At 62.8% G+C, this 15,557-nt stretch carries 16 protein-coding genes; 8 read left to right on the forward strand and 8 right to left on the reverse strand.

The genetic code is table 11. The features are described from left to right. Positions 1-77: 77 nt before the first annotated feature. Positions 78-527 (forward strand): YaiI/YqxD family protein, encoded by a 450-nt coding sequence (locus tag ACW17U_RS09910; RefSeq protein ID WP_062145710.1) that lies wholly within the window; start codon positions 78-80, stop codon positions 525-527. Next, positions 524-946, forward strand: a complete 423-nt coding sequence (arfB, locus tag ACW17U_RS09915; RefSeq protein ID WP_492052238.1) for an alternative ribosome rescue aminoacyl-tRNA hydrolase ArfB — start codon at positions 524-526, stop codon at positions 944-946. The genes ACW17U_RS09910 and arfB overlap by 4 nt, the downstream gene beginning before the upstream one ends. Here arfB and ACW17U_RS09920 read toward each other — a convergent pair. The 3 genes from ACW17U_RS09920 to ACW17U_RS09930 all read right to left on the reverse strand — a co-directional run bounded on the left by ACW17U_RS09920 (position 943) and on the right by ACW17U_RS09930 (position 2,430). Continuing rightward, positions 943-1,473, reverse strand: a complete 531-nt coding sequence (locus tag ACW17U_RS09920) for a MarR family winged helix-turn-helix transcriptional regulator (RefSeq protein WP_492052240.1) — start codon at positions 1,471-1,473, stop codon at positions 943-945. The two genes, arfB and ACW17U_RS09920, sit on opposite strands and share 4 nt — an antisense overlap. A 186-nt stretch (positions 1,474-1,659) precedes the next feature. Next, complete coding sequence (locus ACW17U_RS09925) at positions 1,660-1,875, reverse strand: hypothetical protein (RefSeq protein ID WP_062145704.1); 216 nt, start codon at positions 1,873-1,875, stop codon at positions 1,660-1,662. 51 nt (positions 1,876-1,926) lie between these two features. Continuing rightward, positions 1,927-2,430, reverse strand: a complete 504-nt coding sequence (locus ACW17U_RS09930; protein ID WP_492052243.1) for a GcrA family cell cycle regulator — start codon at positions 2,428-2,430, stop codon at positions 1,927-1,929. Positions 2,431-2,717: 287 nt separating this feature from the next. On the opposite strand from ACW17U_RS09930, the gene ACW17U_RS09935 reads away from it, so the two are divergent. The 3 genes from ACW17U_RS09935 to ACW17U_RS09945 all read left to right on the forward strand — a co-directional run bounded on the left by ACW17U_RS09935 (position 2,718) and on the right by ACW17U_RS09945 (position 4,423). Next, positions 2,718-3,215, forward strand: a complete 498-nt coding sequence (locus ACW17U_RS09935; protein ID WP_492052244.1) for a c-type cytochrome — start codon at positions 2,718-2,720, stop codon at positions 3,213-3,215. Positions 3,216-3,345: 130 nt separating this feature from the next. Beyond that, positions 3,346-4,068, forward strand: a complete 723-nt coding sequence (locus tag ACW17U_RS09940; protein WP_492052246.1) for a nuclear transport factor 2 family protein — start codon at positions 3,346-3,348, stop codon at positions 4,066-4,068. A gap of 1 nt (position 4,069) precedes the next feature. Continuing rightward, the gene (locus ACW17U_RS09945; RefSeq protein ID WP_062145695.1) at positions 4,070-4,423 is read left to right on the forward strand and encodes a nuclear transport factor 2 family protein; all 354 of its coding nucleotides are present in this window, start codon (positions 4,070-4,072) and stop codon (positions 4,421-4,423) included. Here ACW17U_RS09945 and ACW17U_RS09950 read toward each other — a convergent pair. From ACW17U_RS09950 to ACW17U_RS09970, 5 genes are all read right to left on the reverse strand, one after another. Continuing rightward, entirely contained in the window at positions 4,420-6,774 is a 2,355-nt protein-coding gene (locus ACW17U_RS09950; RefSeq protein WP_492052248.1) for a thiamine pyrophosphate-binding protein, read from the reverse strand. The genes ACW17U_RS09945 and ACW17U_RS09950 overlap by 4 nt on opposite strands. A 14-nt stretch (positions 6,775-6,788) precedes the next feature. Further along, positions 6,789-9,932 carry an efflux RND transporter permease subunit gene (locus ACW17U_RS09955; RefSeq protein WP_062145691.1) on the reverse strand — a complete coding sequence of 1,048 codons (3,144 nt, stop codon included), beginning with the start codon at positions 9,930-9,932 and terminating at the stop codon, positions 6,789-6,791. Next, positions 9,932-11,056, reverse strand: coding sequence for an efflux RND transporter periplasmic adaptor subunit (locus ACW17U_RS09960; RefSeq protein WP_492052250.1), 1,125 nt, complete (start codon positions 11,054-11,056; stop codon positions 9,932-9,934). Before ACW17U_RS09960 ends, ACW17U_RS09955 begins: the two co-directional genes overlap by 1 nt. Before the next feature lie 120 nt (positions 11,057-11,176). After that, entirely contained in the window at positions 11,177-11,935 is a 759-nt protein-coding gene (locus tag ACW17U_RS09965; RefSeq protein ID WP_492052252.1) for a hypothetical protein, read from the reverse strand. Positions 11,936-11,964: 29 nt separating this feature from the next. Next, positions 11,965-12,741: a class II aldolase/adducin family protein gene (locus tag ACW17U_RS09970; protein WP_062145686.1), complete on the reverse strand. Its 777-nt coding sequence runs from the start codon at positions 12,739-12,741 to the stop codon at positions 11,965-11,967. Between the two features lie 147 nt (positions 12,742-12,888). Between ACW17U_RS09970 and ACW17U_RS09975 the strand changes: the two genes are divergently transcribed. Genes ACW17U_RS09975 through ACW17U_RS09985 form a run of 3 tightly spaced genes read left to right on the forward strand, consistent with a single transcriptional unit; the run spans position 12,889 to position 15,534 of the window. After that, entirely contained in the window at positions 12,889-13,563 is a 675-nt protein-coding gene (locus ACW17U_RS09975; RefSeq protein ID WP_492052254.1) for a DUF969 domain-containing protein, read from the forward strand. Then, a complete protein-coding gene (locus ACW17U_RS09980; protein WP_492052255.1) occupies positions 13,560-14,516 on the forward strand; it encodes a DUF979 domain-containing protein in 957 nt (318 codons plus the stop codon). The genes ACW17U_RS09975 and ACW17U_RS09980 overlap by 4 nt, the downstream gene beginning before the upstream one ends. A 10-nt stretch (positions 14,517-14,526) precedes the next feature. After that, the gene (locus ACW17U_RS09985) at positions 14,527-15,534 is read left to right on the forward strand and encodes a DUF2891 domain-containing protein (protein WP_492052257.1); all 1,008 of its coding nucleotides are present in this window, start codon (positions 14,527-14,529) and stop codon (positions 15,532-15,534) included. Positions 15,535-15,557 lie beyond the last annotated feature (23 nt).

The raw sequence follows: 15,557 nt of genomic DNA on the forward strand, positions 1-15,557 counted from the left end.
TGATCTTCAGGGGCCGTCCGTGCTATGCGCGGTCGTCCATGCCATAGAGTCTCGCCGTGAACGCCCCTCGACCGCCCGTGATCTTCATCGACGCCGACGCCTGCCCGGTGAAGGATGAGGTCTACAAGGTCGCCGCACGTTACGGCCTGAAGACCTATGTCGTCTCCAACAGCTGGATCCGGGTTCCGGTGACCCCGGCAGTCGAACAGGTCGTGGTTGATGCCGGCCCTGACATTGCCGACGACTGGATTGCTGAACGCGCTCAGCCGGGGGACGTCGCGGTCACGAATGACATTCCGCTGGCCGATCGAGTTCTTAAGGCTGGCGCCGCGGCCTTGGCTCCCAATGGCCGGATCTTCACTCTGGACATGATCGGCTCTGCCTTGGCCTCGCGGTCGATCGGCGAACACCTGCGCTCAATGGGCGAGGTTACCAGTGGCCCAAAGGCCTTCGGTCCCCAGGACCGCAGCAAGTTCCTTCAGGCCCTCGACACAGTGGTCGTCAAGGCCATACGAGGCCGCCGATGATCGAGATCACCAGCTGGCTTCGGATCGACGACGATGAGATTGTCGAGCGGGCCGCGCGCGCATCCGGCCCGGGCGGGCAGCACGTCAACAAGACCTCATCCGCCATCGAGTTGCGCTTCGACGTCCGCAACTCCCCTGCCCTGCCCGAAGACGTCAAGGAGAGGCTCGAAAGTCTGGGCGGTAGTCGAATGACCCAGGACGGCGTTCTCGTCCTGTTTGCACAGGGCAGCCGCTCGCAGGAAATGAACCGGCAGGAGGCGCGGGAGCGCCTTATCGAGCTGATCCGACGGGCCACGGAGAAACCCAAGCCCCGAAGACCGACCAAACCCACCTATTCCAGCAAGCTCAAGCGACTGGAGACCAAAGGAAAACGGGCCGGCATCAAAAGCCTTCGCGGCAAGCCGAGGGGCGACGACTAGGCCGACAACTCCTGGGCGGCCAGGGCTTCAAGAGGCGTATTGAATGCCAGAACGTCCTGCTTCCACTCGGGCTCTTCGATCAAACCGCCCAGCATCTTCCGCAAATAGCCAGTCATCACGGCCTGCTCTTCGGCGGTCAGATCTCGGCAGACTTCGGCGTTGAGGGGGCGAATATCGGCGCGAATTCGGGTGAGCAGGGCCTCGCCTGACTGCGTCAGACTGATCACGACGATGCGACGGTCAGAAGGTGACGTCTTGCGCTCAACCAGACCATCGCGGATCAAGCCATCAATCGATCGGGTCAGGGTGGTACGATCGCTGGCCGAGAGTTTTGCCAGGCGGGTCATGGAGCATTCGCCAAACCGCCTCAGGGCAATCATGGCGATCCATTTGGAGAAGGTCAGGCCATGCCGGGCAATGCAGTCGGATGCCAGGGCGCGCCGGTGCTGTTCGGTCTGATAAAGCAGGTATCCGAGATAGCTCGGCAGCGGCAGGGCATGATCTTCACCAACGTCCTGCACCACCATGTCGTCCCCCCGGATCGCGTGGGCGACTTCATGTCATGTGACCCGGCTCCACGCAACCAAGGTCGGGCCCTCGCGACGGAAAATTGAGCGCGATCGCACTGGTTCGGATCAGAAGCCACCTGGATTCGAAAAAGGCCCCGCGAGGCAGGCTCGCGGGGCCAGGTCAGGGCCGGGGATGAAACGGCTTCAGGCGTTGGCGGCGGCCCGATTACGGGCCCGTCCGCGGCTAAGCCAGTCGTCTGGATAGGTCTCTCGGACCGTGATCGACTTGAATTGGCTGACCGGAATTCGCGCCGCGTCCCCGGGATTGAGATCGCGCGATACAGAATGGCCGGCGAATTCCTCGATGATGGTGATCACCTGGCTGCTGCCGGCGGTGTTCTCGATGAGGACCATGTTCATGGGGATCTACTCAAAGCAGGCTGTGAAAATTCTGGAGCGGACGGGTCGACCTCAACCGAGGCGGTGTTGGACCCGTTTTTCCGGGACACCCCGACGCGTCCAGGCCTCGATCTCGCCGGCGGACTGAAAGCGCCGGAAAGCCCCCTGGGCATGCAGATCGCAATAGGATCCGCGCTTCGGCTTCTCGCGTCCGCAGAACCCGAAATCCGTCTGGTCCGGATTGCCAATCGGCCAGCGACAGGAGTGTGTCTCGAGGCCAAGAATGCCCGAGGTGGGCTCGAGGTCGACGATGGTCGGAGCCACCCGGATGACCGGGTTTCGGACCGGCACGATCGGCGTGGTGGAACGCGCACGGACCTGGACCCGGTTCGACACGCGCGCGGACGATGCCCGGGGGCGTACCGGCATCTCTCGAGCGGTGATGCCAAGGCGATGAACCTTGCCGATGACAGCGCTCCGGCTAACGCCGCCCAGCTGTCGGGCTACCTGGCTTGCGCTCATGCCTTCAAGCCAGAGCTTCTTCAGAACCGCAGTACGTTCCTCGTTCCAATCCATCTTACTTTTTCCCAACCCGAGGCGGGGCAGCCCCCCCGCCGCTTTTGGGTAGGATCATGGTTAACGGCCGTCAAATATATATGTGCATAACCACGGTTCGCGATTTCACCTTTCGTGTGTGGAATCATAAACCTACCGATCATTGTCGCAGGGGTGCTGCTGGAACCGTTACGGAAGCTTGACGGCATAACGCCGGTATACGAGAAAATGTGGTCCAGAACCGGGGCTTTATTTGAATGTGGCGCGGCGTCGCATAGTTTGCGTCCAAGTGTCGCTCGGAGAGTTTCATGCGCCTTTTTCCAATCGCCGCTATCGCGGCACTCAGCGTGTCCCTGGTTGCCTGCTCAAAGACCGAAAACGGGTCCGAGGCTAAAACCGCGCCCGCTCCGACCGCCGCAGCGGGTCCCAGCGACGCTGAAAAGGCCGCACTGCTCGCCACCCTTCCCGCCCCTTACAATGGCGGCGACCTGGCCAATGGTCAGCGGAAGTTCGCCCTTTGCCGCTCGTGTCACACTATCGCAGAGGGCGGCCCTGCCCTGACGGGTCCGAACCTCTACGGCGTGTTCGGAAGACAGGCCGGTGCGCTTGCGGACTTCGCCTACTCCCCCGCCGTCAAGGCGGCCGGCTTTGTCTGGGACGGTGAACACCTGGACAAGTGGCTTGCAGATCCGCGCGGTTTCATGCCCGGCACCAAGATGTCGTTCGCCGGTCTGAAGGACCCGAAGGATCGTATCGATCTGATCGCCTATCTTAAGGTCGAGACGGGCTACAAGCCTGCACCATGATCGCAGGCAGAGCTCAACCCTCAGCAGGCCAGGATCAGACCCTCCTTGAGGTGGGGCTGATCCTGGCCTGTAAGGGCTCACATGAGCGACGGCTGAGCCGGTGGCAGCCTGAACCGGGTGATCAGGCAACATGACATCCCGCGAAGCCCAGATTCTCGAACTCTACGAAGCGTTCAACAAACGGGCGTTCGATGATTTCTTCGCCAGGGTGACAGCCGATGTCGACTGGACCAACGACATCGACGACAGCCGACTGATCGGCAAGGCGGCTCTCCGCCACTACACGCTTGATGAGACCACGGCCTTACGCGCGGAATTCGCGCCGATCCACGTCCAGGTTCTCGGGAATAGTCGAGTTGCGGTCCTGGCCCACCAGACCATTCGCAGCGCATCCGACGGCTCTGTGTGGTCTGAAACACGAGTGCGGCACATCTTCACGCTCGAAGATGGTCTGGTCACACGTATGGATTCCCAGCGCGACGAAGCCAGCCAGGACAAGGCCGTCACCCTTGTCCTTAGTGCGTTGCATAGAGCCATTGAGGACCACGATATTGAGGCTGTGGTCGCCCTGTTCCATCCAGAGGCCCGTATCCCGGAGAGTCTGGCTCAAGGCCTTCTGGAGGGCCACGAGCAGATCCGAGCCTATTTTCTCCGGCAGTTTGTGGAGATCCAGGTCAGTACGAGACTGCTGTGGGTGTACCCCCTTCCTGACGACCGTGCAGACGCGATCGTCCATGTGACCGTCCACGACCCCCGGGGTGACTTACAGTGGGAGGGACAGGTTTCGGCAAGCTATCGGCTTGACCAGGGCCTCATCGCCGAAATGACCTTTGCACTGCTCTCAGGAAGCTGATTTGCGACAAGAACGCGCCCTTCTGGCCAAGGCCTATGACGCTTTCAATGCTCGGGATGCCGCTGCCCTCGGCGCGGTCCTGCATGACGAAGCGCAATGGCCCGACAGTCTTGAAGGGGGCCAGGTTCAGGGGCGTCAGGCCGTAATCGACTATTTCGCCCGGCAGTTCGACCTCATGCAATTGGACGCCCGGCTTGTGACGGTTCGTGAAGAACCGCCGGCCCGGATCGTACTTGAAATCCAGTACGCCGTCAGAAGCCGCGAAGGGCAGCTGTGGTCCGACACCCGAGCCGTTCTGGCCTATGACTTTGCTGACGGCTTGATCCGGCGAATGACCGTGCTGGAAGGCCTCTAGGCCAACAGGTCTGCGCAGGCGTCCAGCACGGCGTCGGCATCCAGTCGATACTTGCCATAGAGGTCAGGCAGGTCCCCGGACTGCCCAAAGGTTTCCAGGCCCAACGCCCGCAAGCGTTGGCCACGAACCGATCCAAGCCACGAGAGCGCCAGGGGCGAGCCGTCGGTCAAGGTGACCAGGCCTGCATTGCGGTCCAGGTCCGACAGCAGGGTCTCGATGGTCGAACCCTGCGCACCCTCGCCTGACCAGCGCGCGCGTCCACTGCGGGTCCAGTCCCGATGCAAAACATCCGCGGACGTCACGGCCAGAAGACCGGCCTCGGGCATGTCCTCCTTCAGGGCTTCAAAGGCGGCCAGGGCCTCCGGGGCCAGAGCGCCGCTAAAGACCAGTGCGAGGCGGGCACCCGGCAGGGGCGGCCTGAGCCAATAGGCCCCGTCGATGGTGCCTCTTCGCCAGGAATCATCTGTACGCTCTGGCTGGACAAGAGCCCGGGTCGAAAGCCGCAAATAGGTCGAGGACCCCGTCGGATCCTGAATGCGCTCGAAGGCACGGGCCATAAGCACCGCCGTCTCGTCAGCGAAGGCCGGCTCATAGGTGTCGAGCCCCGGCTGGGCCATGCCGATCACAGGGCTGTTGATCGACTGGTGCGCGCCCCCCTCCGGTGCGAGCGTCAGGCCACTGGGCGTAGCGACCAGCAGGAAACGCGCATCCTGATAGCAGGCATAGTTCAGGGCATCGAGACCGCGGGCGATAAAGGGATCGTACAACGTCCCCACGGGAAACAGACGTTCGCCAAACAGCGGCGCTGTCAGCCCCAGGGCCGCCAGAGCAATGAACAGGTTGTTCTCGGCAATGCCGAGTTCGACATGTTGACCGGTCTCGGCCATCGACCACACCTGGGCCGATGGGATACGGCGGCGCTTGAAGACATCGTCATGCGCCCGCCGATGGAAGACGCCGCGTCGATTGACGAACCCGCCCAGATTGGTCGAGACGGTGACGTCGGGCGAGGTAGTCACCACCCGGCCCGAGAACTCGTCGCTGCGGCGCGAAATCTCGAACATCACCTTGCCGAACGCCGACTGGGTGGACTGCTCCCCACCTCCGGCCACGGCCGCCAGTAGCTCGTCGGCGCTGGGCGTTGCGATAGACGGGGCCTGATGCTGGCGCACAACATCTGCGGCAAAGGGCGCACGGGCCAGCAGACCCTTGATTGCGGTGCGTTCGGCGCTGGACAGGCCAGACAGAGGATCCCACTCCTCGCCCTCGACAACGCCAAGGCGCTGCCGCAGCTCGGCGATCTGTGTCGGGGTCATCAGGCCTGCGTGGTTGTCCTTGTGCCCCTGGAACGGTAGCCGCAAGCCCTTGACCGTATAGGCGATGAAGAACCTTGGAGCATCGTCGTGACTGGCGCGTTCGAAAGCCTCGAGCAGGGTCTCAAGACAATGCCCGCCCAGTTCGGTCATCAGCTCACCGAGGTCTGCGTCCTTGTAGGACGCGATCAGGGCCAGTGCCGCGAGGTCTTCAGCCAGATCGGCATTAAGACGCTCGCGCCAGGCCGATCCCCCTTGGTATGTCAGGGCCGAATAGAGATCATTGGGGGCGGTTTCGATCCAGGACCGCAAGGCTTCTCCGCCCGGCTTGGCGAAGGCATCGCGCTGACGACGGGACCACTTGAGGGTTTCCACAGTCCAGCCAGCGGCCTCGAAGATCTCACCATACCGCGTGAACATGCGGTCCTGGGTCGTCGCGTCCAGGCTCTGGCGATTGTAATCGACGATCCACCAGGTGTTGCGAACGTCATGTTTGCAGGCCTCGATCAGGGCCTCATAGATGTTGCCTTCATCCAGCTCGGCATCGCCAAGTAGCGATATCATCCGCCCCATGGATTCCGGTTTTACGGCCCCGCGTGCCGCCAGATAGTCCTGGGCCAAGGAGGCAAAGGCCGTCATGGCCACGCCAAGGCCCACCGACCCGGTCGAGAAGTCGACGTCATCGACATCTTTGGTACGGGACGGATAGGACTGCGCCCCGCCTAGCGACCGGAAACGCTTGAGATTGTCCAGGCTCTGACGGCCGAACAGATGCTGGATGGCGTGGAAAACCGGACTGGCGTGCGGCTTGACTGCCACCCGATCCTGCGGCCGCAGCGCCTTCATGTAGAGCGCGGTCATCAGGGTGGTCATCGATGCGCAGGACGCCTGGTGCCCCCCGACTTTCAGTCCGTCACGACTCTCCCGCAGGTGATTGGCGTTGTGGATCGTCCAGGACGCCAACCAGAGAATGCGTTCCTCTATACGGCGCAGGAGCGCAATCTCCTGCCGCTTGGCGGTCATTGAGCCGTCAGGCATGCTTCCTCACCGGTTTATGCCGGTGAGGATTGCCCCTCACCGCTTTGTTCCCGGGCTTCATAGTCCTCGATCTGCCGCGCCGTCCACTCCGGAGACTTCGTAAAGCGCGCCAGAAGGTTGTAGAACACCGGCACAACGAACAGGGTCAGAAGGGTGGCGAAGATCGCGCCCATGAAGATCACGGCTCCGATCGTCTGCCGGCTGCCGGCCCCGGCCCCCGTCCACAGGACCAGAGGCAGGGCCCCCATGGCGGTAGCAATCGAGGTCATGATGATCGGGCGCAACCGCAGGGCGGCGGCTTCGATCACCGCCTCCTTCACCTTGAGACCCTCGTCACGAAGCTGGTTGGCGAACTCGACAATCAGAATGCCGTTCTTGGCGGCAATGCCGACCAGGATGATCAGACCGATCTGGCTGTAGGTGTTGATCGTCGATCCTGTCATCAGCAGACCAAACAGCCCGCCGAGCACCGCCAGCGGAACGGTCGTCATGATCACGGCCGGATGGATCCAGCTTTCGAACTGTGCGGCCAGAACGAGGAAAACCAGCAGCAGGGCCAAGCCAAAAGCGACGCCCACTGCGCCGGACGCTTCCAGATAGTCCTTGGCCTGTCCGCCCCATTTGATGCTGACGCCTGGCGTGGGTCGGGCAGCCGCCTGTTCCTGCAGGAACTTGACGGCATCTTCGACAGTATAGCCGGGTGCGAGTTGTGCGGTGAGGGTCACCGACCGCAGACGGTCAACGCGAGGACGGTCAGGCGTGTCGCCTCGCAGCTGGGTCGTGACCACGGTCGAGAGGGGCACCAGTGTGCCCGACTGGGTCCGGACCTGAAGCTGGTCAAGGTCAGCCACGCTACGGCGTTGCTCCAGTGAGGACTGGAGGATCACATCGTACTCTTGGCCGTTCTTGATGTAGGTGGTCGCCCGGCGCGATCCGAACATGGTCTCCAGGGCCCGGCCTATGGACTGGGCCGAGATCCCGAGGCTCGCGGCCTTGTCGCGGTCGATCTGCACCGAAAGGCGTGGCGATGTCGGCTCATAGTCGATGCGCGGCCGCGAGAGGCCGGGATTGTCCTGCGCGGCCTCCAGCATGGGCTTGAGCCAATTGGCCAGTTCCACATAGTCATTGCCGACGGCGATCAGATCGACATTGGTACCGCCGCCACCACCGCCGCCGCCGCCGCGCTGGAAGGCACCGCGCACACTGGCCACGGCCCGCACGCCGGTGATCTTGTTGAGGCTCTTGTTGAGCTCGGCGGCGACTTCATCGGCCGTCTTGTCCCGCTCGCCCCAGCCTTTCAAAACCAGAACGCCGTTGCCGGTATTGAACTGGCTCTGCCCAAAGCGCGGCACCGAAATGATCGTTCGATCTGCAATGCCGTCAGCACGGTACTTTTCGAGAAGGCGCTCAACCTCATTGGCTGCCTTGACGGTGTAGTCGAAGCCGGCCCCTTCAGGGCCATTGATCGAGATATCCACACGGCCGCGGTCTTCAGCCGGCACCATTTCCTTCGGCAACAGGACAAAGAGGCCGCCGGCCGCCAGGGCCAGAACAATGACCACCGCGCCTGTCGCCCAGTTCGCTGCGCGCGCGGCCAGCAAGCTTTCCAGCGAATGACGATAGCTGTCCTTCAGCCTGTCCATCGCCCAGTCGACCTTGCGGGCCAACCACCCGCTGCTGCCGGCTGGTCGCAGAAGCTTTGAGGCCAGCATCGGCGACAGGGTGAAAGCCAGCAGGGCAGAAAACCCGACCGCTGCGGCGATGGCCACTGCCAGTTCGACAAACAGACGTCCGGTATAGCCCGGCAGGAACATCAGGGGCGCAAAGACAGAGATCAGCACGACAGTCGTGGCGACAACGGCGAAGAACACCTGACGCGTGCCGCGCAGGGCGGCGACGGGTGCCGGCTCGCCCTCATCGACCCGCCTCTGGATGTTTTCGACCACCACGATCGCGTCATCGACGACCAGGCCGACGGCCAGAACCAGCGCCAGAAGGGTCAGCAGATTGAGCGAAAAGCCGAGCGGCGCCAGCACGATAAAGGTCGACAGGATGCAGATCGGCGCGACGATTGATGGGATCAGCGCTGCCCGCCAACTGCCCAGGAAAAGCAGGTTCACCATCGCCACCAGTCCGATGGCAATTCCCATGGTGACCCAGACTTCATGGATCGCCTCGGCCGTGAAGACTGAGTTGTCGACGGCCTTGATCAGTTGCGTGCCCGGCGGCAGGGTCTTGTTGATATCCTCGATTTCGCGGTCGACAACTTCGGAGATGGCCACATCATTGGCCTGCGACTGACGCGTCAGGAAGATGCCGACCTGATTGACGGTATTGCCCCGGAAGAGCTTGCGGCGCTCGTTCGAGCCCTCTTCGACCCGGGCCACATCGCCGAGCCTGATGACGAAACCGCTGGCATTGGCAGGCCGGAGCGGCAGCTTCGCAAAGTCTTCGGGCTTGGAATAGCTCCGCGTCACGCGGATCGTGAAGTCCTTGCTGTCGCTCTCGAGCGAGCCGGCAGGAAGCTCGACATTCTGACTGTTTAGGGCGTTCTCGATGTCATCCACGGTGACGCCACGCGCGGCCATGGCGTCGGGATTCAGCCAGATCCGCATGGCGTAGAGTTGGCCATTCAGCCCGGCCTGGGCGACACCCGGAACTGTCGACATTCGCTCGACGAGATAGCGGTCTGCATAGTCTGCCAGCTCCAGCGGGGAGAGCGAGCTCGACGTCAGGTTCAGGATGATGATCGGCGAACTATCGGCCGTGGCCTTGGCGATCTGGGGCGGGTCGGCCTGGTCCGGCAGATTGGCCGACACCCGGCTGACCGCGTCACGCACATCGTTCGCGGCGTCGTCCAGGTCGCGGTCCAGGGTGAACGTGATGCTGATCTGCGAGCGGCCGTCGCGCGAGGAGGAGTTGACGCGATCGATGCCCTGAATGCCCGAAACCTGGCGTTCGATGACCTGGGTGATCCGTTCCTCAATGACCTCCGCTGACGCGCCACGATAGGCCGTGGAAACCGATACCACCGGCGGGTCGACATTGGGCAGTTCGCGGATCGGCAGACCCGTGAAGGCCGCCAGGCCGATCACACAGAGGAGAATCGCCGCAACGGCGGCAAAAACCGGGCGGCGGACGGAAAGATCCGAGATCATCAGTGCGCCTTTTGCCTGGCTTCGCCCGCGCCCTTGCCTGGTCCCTTACCACCCTGACCGCCGCCAATCGCAGCGCCATCCTGCACGCGGTTGAGACCATCGGCGACAATCGTATCGCCCGGCTTCACGCCGGCGCTGATCTCGACAAACCCACCTGTGGAAAGACCCGTTTCAACATCCGTTCGTCGCGCCACCTTGCCCTTGGGCCCCTTGGCAATGAGGAAAACCGAGGCTTGCGTACCCTGGAACTGCACCGCAGCTTCCGGCACCGCAGGAGCCATCCTCATGCCCTGGTCAATGGCAACCTTGACCAGCATGCCCGGCTTGAGGCGACCGCCCGGGTTCGGGAACTCGGCACGCGCCTTGACGGCGCGCGTAGCAGGATCAATCCGGGTGTCGATCTGAGCAATACGCCCCTGAAAGACTTCTCCTGCCAGGGCGTCGGGGCTTGCCGAAATCGGCAATCCTTCACGCAGGGTCGTGAGATATCGATCCGGAACCGAAAAATCGACCCGGATCACCGACACGTCGTCAAGGCTGACGATTGCCGTGCCGGGACTGATCAGCGCGCCCGGCGCGACATCCGAAATCCCGACGCGCCCGGAGAATGGCGCCCGGATAACGCGGTCCAGTTTCTGCGCCTGTGCTGACGCGACAGCGGCCCGCGCGGTCTCGACAGAAGCAAGATACTGCTCTGCGGCCGCCCGCGGCGCGACACCGCGATCCGCAAGGGTCTTCCAGCGGTCATAGTCCCGCTCCGCCTGGGCGAGGCGTACCTTGGCTTCGGCGATACCGGCGTCTTCACTGGCAGACTTGAGATCGACCAGGACCTGCCCCCGCGCCACAGCCTGACCATCCTTGAAATGTACAGCTGTGACCATCTCCGCTGTGTTCGAAGTGATCGTCACCGACTGCAGGCCCTTGGCGACACCAAGGACTTCAATACGATCGACAAAAGGCTTCATCGCGACCACCGTCTGCGAGACGTTGGTCGCGCGGCCGCCACCGCCCGGTCCACCTGGCCCTGAGGCCTTCTGCCCAAACGCCAGCTTCATGCCGCCGACGACGAGCATGAGCACAACAGCGGCCAGCGCCGCCAAAAGGAAGAAATGCCTGCGGATCAACGAACGGACTCCGATCGCCGACGGAGTCGGCGGTAGGGACAAGGTGCGGGGACATATGCCGCCACCCTAGACCCGCGTCCAGTGACAGCAGGATGACGGAGCATTTCAGGCCTGAAACACTTAGAAGTGCCGCCAAATTCCAACGACTGCGCCTCGATCTGCGGCGGTCTCGCGACCGTCGAGTGTCTCCCGCCATCCGGCCTGCAGGCTCCAGGGCCCAAAATGGCGAACGACCGAGACCTCGGCCTTGAGCCAGCGCGATTTTACGGGGCTTGACTGAGCTTCTCCCGCATAGGTTTGCGCCAGAAGGAGCCAGTTTCGGGTAGGACGAAATCCGAGTGTCGCATCGACCCGCGTTTCGTTGGCGAGTCCTGCACGGCGCAGATAGGCGATCTGAACATCCGAAAAAAAACTTCCGAAACGGGTGGCTTTTGATCGCCCCAGTAGCAGCCGCGCCTCAAGATCGAGTCCGCCTTCACCGGGCACCGCATAGCCTGCATTGCGGCCAGCGCCTGCCTCGCCCGCACCCAGATAGACGGCGGCAATCGTTTGGGGACGTTGCACGAAGGCGTAGCGAAGGCCCACCTCAACCGGGCCACGCCCCTCATAGTCGACGAAGGGATCACGGCCTCTGGTCAGCCCGCCTCTCGCCTGAAGTGTAAGTCTCTCACTCAGTCCATATTCCACATGAATCGAAGCCGTCTCGTCCTTGCGGCCTCCAATCCCGACGAGCCTCCCCTCGGGACTGAAGCCCTTGCTCGCAGACTGAAGCTCGACCTTGGTGATGATCTGGGTTCGCCCGCTTTCCATGGGCCAGGCCCCCGCCAGAGCCTGACCACCCGTCGCCCAAAACAAAGCCGCCGTGATCCCCAGGATCACGACGGCTGATTCAGGTCGGCTTCTGGCTGTTAGTCGGCGTAGCCGGGTGACTCCCGATCCAGTTTCCGCAAACATCCACCCCAGGCCAGACCGGCGATCATGCCAAGTCCGCCGCCGGTTTGGCTGCGCACCTCGTTCTGAGCATGGTCGGGAGCCATCAGGACATTGTCCCGCCCTGCAGAGAGGGCCATCACCTGCTGCTTGCATGCGCGCTCCAGGAAGAACATCCCCATCCAGCACTCAGCCGCGGTCGTCCCAACGGACAGGGTGCCGTGGTTTCGAAGCATCATCAGCTTCTTGTCACCAAGATCGGCGACCAGCCGCTCACGCTCGTCAAGATTGAGCGCAATACCTTCATAGTCGTGATAGGCGAGTTGAGGCAAGACAATTAGTGCTTGCTGCGCCAGAGGCATCAACCCTTCCTTGTGAGTTGAGACGGCGACGCCCTGGTCGGTATGCAGATGCATCACGTAGTGCGCGTCCTCACGCGCGGCATGAACCGCAGAATGGATCGTAAAGCCCGCCGGATTGATGAAATAGGGCGTCTTGTCGATGACATTGCCGTCCAGATCGACCTTGACCAGCGCCGAGGCGGTCATTTCGCCGAAGAACAGACCATAGGGGTTGATCAGGAAATGATGCTCCGGCCCCGGAATACGGGCGGAGATATGGGTAAAGATCATGTCGTCCCAGCCATGCAGGGCGACAAGTCGATAGAGTGCGGCGAGATCGACCCGCGCCTGCCATTCGGCGTCGCTGACCTTGCCTTTCAGAGACGTGGTGATCGTCGTGGCTCCGTCGGCCATGGTAGGCCTCCCTAGGTTATCATTGTTGAGTTGAAGGTCGCGCCGGGTGCGCCAACCGTCAAGTCGCGTCTTTCAAGCACCAAGGCTTGCAAGCGGCCGCCGTACGCCCGAGGCTCGCCGGGAATCGTCAGGCCGGAGATCATGAACATGCTGACCCTTTTGGGCGTGGCGGTAATCGTTCTGGGCTTCGCAATGCGGTTCAATCCCCTGCTTGTGGTGGTTGTCGCGGCGCTCACCGCGGGCCTGGCAGCCGGCCTGCCGCCGCTTGAAGTGCTGGCCGCCTTCGGCAAGGCCTTCAATACCAACCGCTATGTGACCATCGCCTGGCTCGTATTGCCGGCCGTCGGCGTACTCGAGAGGTCCGGTTTGCAGGAACGCGCCCGCATGACGATCCAGGCGCTAAAGGGTGCCAGCGCAGGGCGACTCCTGCTGGCCTATCTGGCGCTGCGACAGGTAACTTCTGCCCTCGGCCTCACATCGGTGGCCGGTCATGCCCAAACCGTCCGCCCGTTGGTGGCCCCTATGGCCGAGGCGGCGGCTGAAGGCGTCGGGCCAGTCGACGACCGCACCCGTGACAGGATCAAGGCTATGAGTGCCGCAACCGACAATGTCGGACTCTTCTTCGGCGAAGACATCTTCATGGCCATCGGATCGATCCTGCTGATCGTCGGCTTTCTGGATCAGAGCGGCATTGTCGTTGAGCCCCTGCACCTCTCTGTCTGGGCTATTCCGACGGCCATCGCCGCCTTTCTGGTGCACGGAGCCCGGCTGCTCCTGTTTGATCGAAGCCTTAGCAATGCCCAATCGGGGGTCGAACCATGATTGGCCTTCCCCTCGTCTATCTGATCGCAGGCATGATGTTTGCGGCCTTCGCAGTTCTGAGTTTTGGCGATCGGACCAACCGCAAGCGCTGGGGCAACGCGGCTTTCTGGGGCCTCGTGGCCATCAGCTTTTTGCTCGGCGATCATCTTGGGGATCTGGGCAACGGATTCCTGGTCCTGGGCCTGGCCTTGCTGGCCGGAACCGGGCAACTCGGGGTCGGCGCACCGTCAACCACCTCAGCTAGCGATCGCCGGGTCATGGCGGAACGCCTCGGGCCTCTGCTGTTCCTGCCGGCCCTTGTCATCCCGCTGATCACCCTGGTCGGCACCTTCGCGTTCAAAGCCATCACCATCGGTGGCTTACCTGTCGTTGAAGCCAAGAACGCGACCCTGATCGCCCTGGCCCTGGCCGCCATTGTCGCCGCGGTCCTCGCCCAATGGCTCTTCGGCCAGCCGATTTCATCTCCGCTTCAGGAGGGACGGCGCCTGATGGATCTCGTGGGCTGGGCGGCTTTGCTGCCACAGATGCTGGCGGCGCTTGGCGCAGTCTTCGCCCTCGCCGGGGTCGGCAAGACCATCGGAGATCTGGCGGTAGCCTGGACGCCGGTCGACAGCCGCTTTGCCGTCGTCGCCGCCTATTGCCTTGGAATGGCGGGCTTCACCATCCTGATGGGCAATGCCTTTGCGGCCTTTCCTGTCATGACCGCCGGCATAGCCTTGCCGCTCGTGATCGGACGTTATGGTGGCGATCCGGCGGTGGTCTGCGCCATCGGAATGCTGTCAGGCTTTTGCGGCACGCTGCTGACCCCGTTGGCTGCAAACTTCAACCTGGTGCCTGCGGCCCTGCTACAATTGCGGGATCGCTATGGCGTAATCCGCGCCCAGGCGCCGACCGCCATCCTTATGCTGGTCATCAACATGGTCCTGATGAATGCCCTCGCTTTCAGGACCTAGCGCCCCTTCCGTGGCTCGCCCCAGCCTTGCACCGTCAACCGCTTCGCGGTTTGCGAAGATCGCCCTTGGACATATCGCCCGCGAATATCCCAACAAGCTCGATCATGTCCTGGCGTGCGATGCGGATGCGCGCACGCCCCGCGACCTGCATCCGATCTTTTTTGGCAGTTTCGACTGGCACTCCTGCGTCCACGGCTACTGGCTCCTGGCCACGCTCTTGCGCGCTCGCCCGGAAATGCCTGAGGCGGACGCGATCATCGCCCTGTTTGATGACGCCTTTACGGACGACAAGGTCGGTGCCGAGATCGCCTACCTGTCCCGTGCGGAAAGCCGGGGCTTCGAACGTCCCTATGGTTGGGCCTGGAGCCTCATGCTGCAGGCTGAACTGCTGCGGCATAACGATAGAAGCTGGGCTGAGCGTCATGCGCCCCTGGCCAAGGTCTTCAAGGCGCGGTTCGAGGCATTTCTGCCGCTCGCTGACTATCCCGTTCGGGCTGGAGTTCACACCAACACGGCCTTCGCGCTTGTGCTGGCGTCAGAGTATGCGGACATGACCCGCGACGCAGCATTCCGGCAACTCCTGACCACCAAGGCCACCCTCTGGTACGGCCAGGATGCCGCCTGCCAGGCCTGGGAGCCGTCCGGAGACGACTTCCTGTCGCCGGCCCTGATCGAAGCCGAGGCCATGCGCCGGCTCCTGCCCCGTGAGACCTTCGAGATCTGGTTCGTACGGTTTCTGCCTGATCTGGCCCATAAACAGCCCGCGACGCTGTTCGCCCCGGCCCGTGTCAGCGATCGCACGGACGGCAAGATCGCCCATCTCGATGGCCTGAATCTGTCCCGGGCCTGGTGTTGGCGTACCCTGGCCGGCGCAATGCCTGAGCTGGATCCCGCCAAGCCGCTGATCATCAATGCCGCCATGGCCCATCTTACCGCAGCTGTACCCCATATCGCCGGCGACTATATGGGCGAGCACTGGCTTGCGACCTTTGCGATGCTGGCCCTGACAAACGGCTGAAGCCTGCCCCTCAGGCAAGGCGA

It is taken from the genome of Caulobacter sp. AVps16, assembly GCF_058681455.1.

What these genes read in the sequence shown, in the direction of transcription:
- arfB (WP_492052238.1), top strand. Translation starts at nt 524, where the DNA reads ATGATCGAGATCACCAGCTGGCTTCGGATCGACGACGATGAGATTGTC.
- ACW17U_RS09920 (WP_492052240.1), bottom strand. Translation starts at nt 1,473, where the DNA reads ATGGTGGTGCAGGACGTTGGTGAAGATCATGCCCTGCCGCTGCCGAGC.
- ACW17U_RS09925 (WP_062145704.1), bottom strand. Translation starts at nt 1,875, where the DNA reads ATGAACATGGTCCTCATCGAGAACACCGCCGGCAGCAGCCAGGTGATC.
- ACW17U_RS09930 (WP_492052243.1), bottom strand. Translation starts at nt 2,430, where the DNA reads ATGGATTGGAACGAGGAACGTACTGCGGTTCTGAAGAAGCTCTGGCTT.
- ACW17U_RS09935 (WP_492052244.1), top strand. Translation starts at nt 2,718, where the DNA reads ATGCGCCTTTTTCCAATCGCCGCTATCGCGGCACTCAGCGTGTCCCTG.
- ACW17U_RS09940 (WP_492052246.1), top strand. Translation starts at nt 3,346, where the DNA reads ATGACATCCCGCGAAGCCCAGATTCTCGAACTCTACGAAGCGTTCAAC.
- ACW17U_RS09950 (WP_492052248.1), bottom strand. Translation starts at nt 6,774, where the DNA reads ATGCCTGACGGCTCAATGACCGCCAAGCGGCAGGAGATTGCGCTCCTG.
- ACW17U_RS09955 (WP_062145691.1), bottom strand. Translation starts at nt 9,932, where the DNA reads ATGATCTCGGATCTTTCCGTCCGCCGCCCGGTTTTTGCCGCCGTTGCG.
- ACW17U_RS09970 (WP_062145686.1), bottom strand. Translation starts at nt 12,741, where the DNA reads ATGGCCGACGGAGCCACGACGATCACCACGTCTCTGAAAGGCAAGGTC.
- ACW17U_RS09975 (WP_492052254.1), top strand. Translation starts at nt 12,889, where the DNA reads ATGCTGACCCTTTTGGGCGTGGCGGTAATCGTTCTGGGCTTCGCAATG.
- ACW17U_RS09980 (WP_492052255.1), top strand. Translation starts at nt 13,560, where the DNA reads ATGATTGGCCTTCCCCTCGTCTATCTGATCGCAGGCATGATGTTTGCG.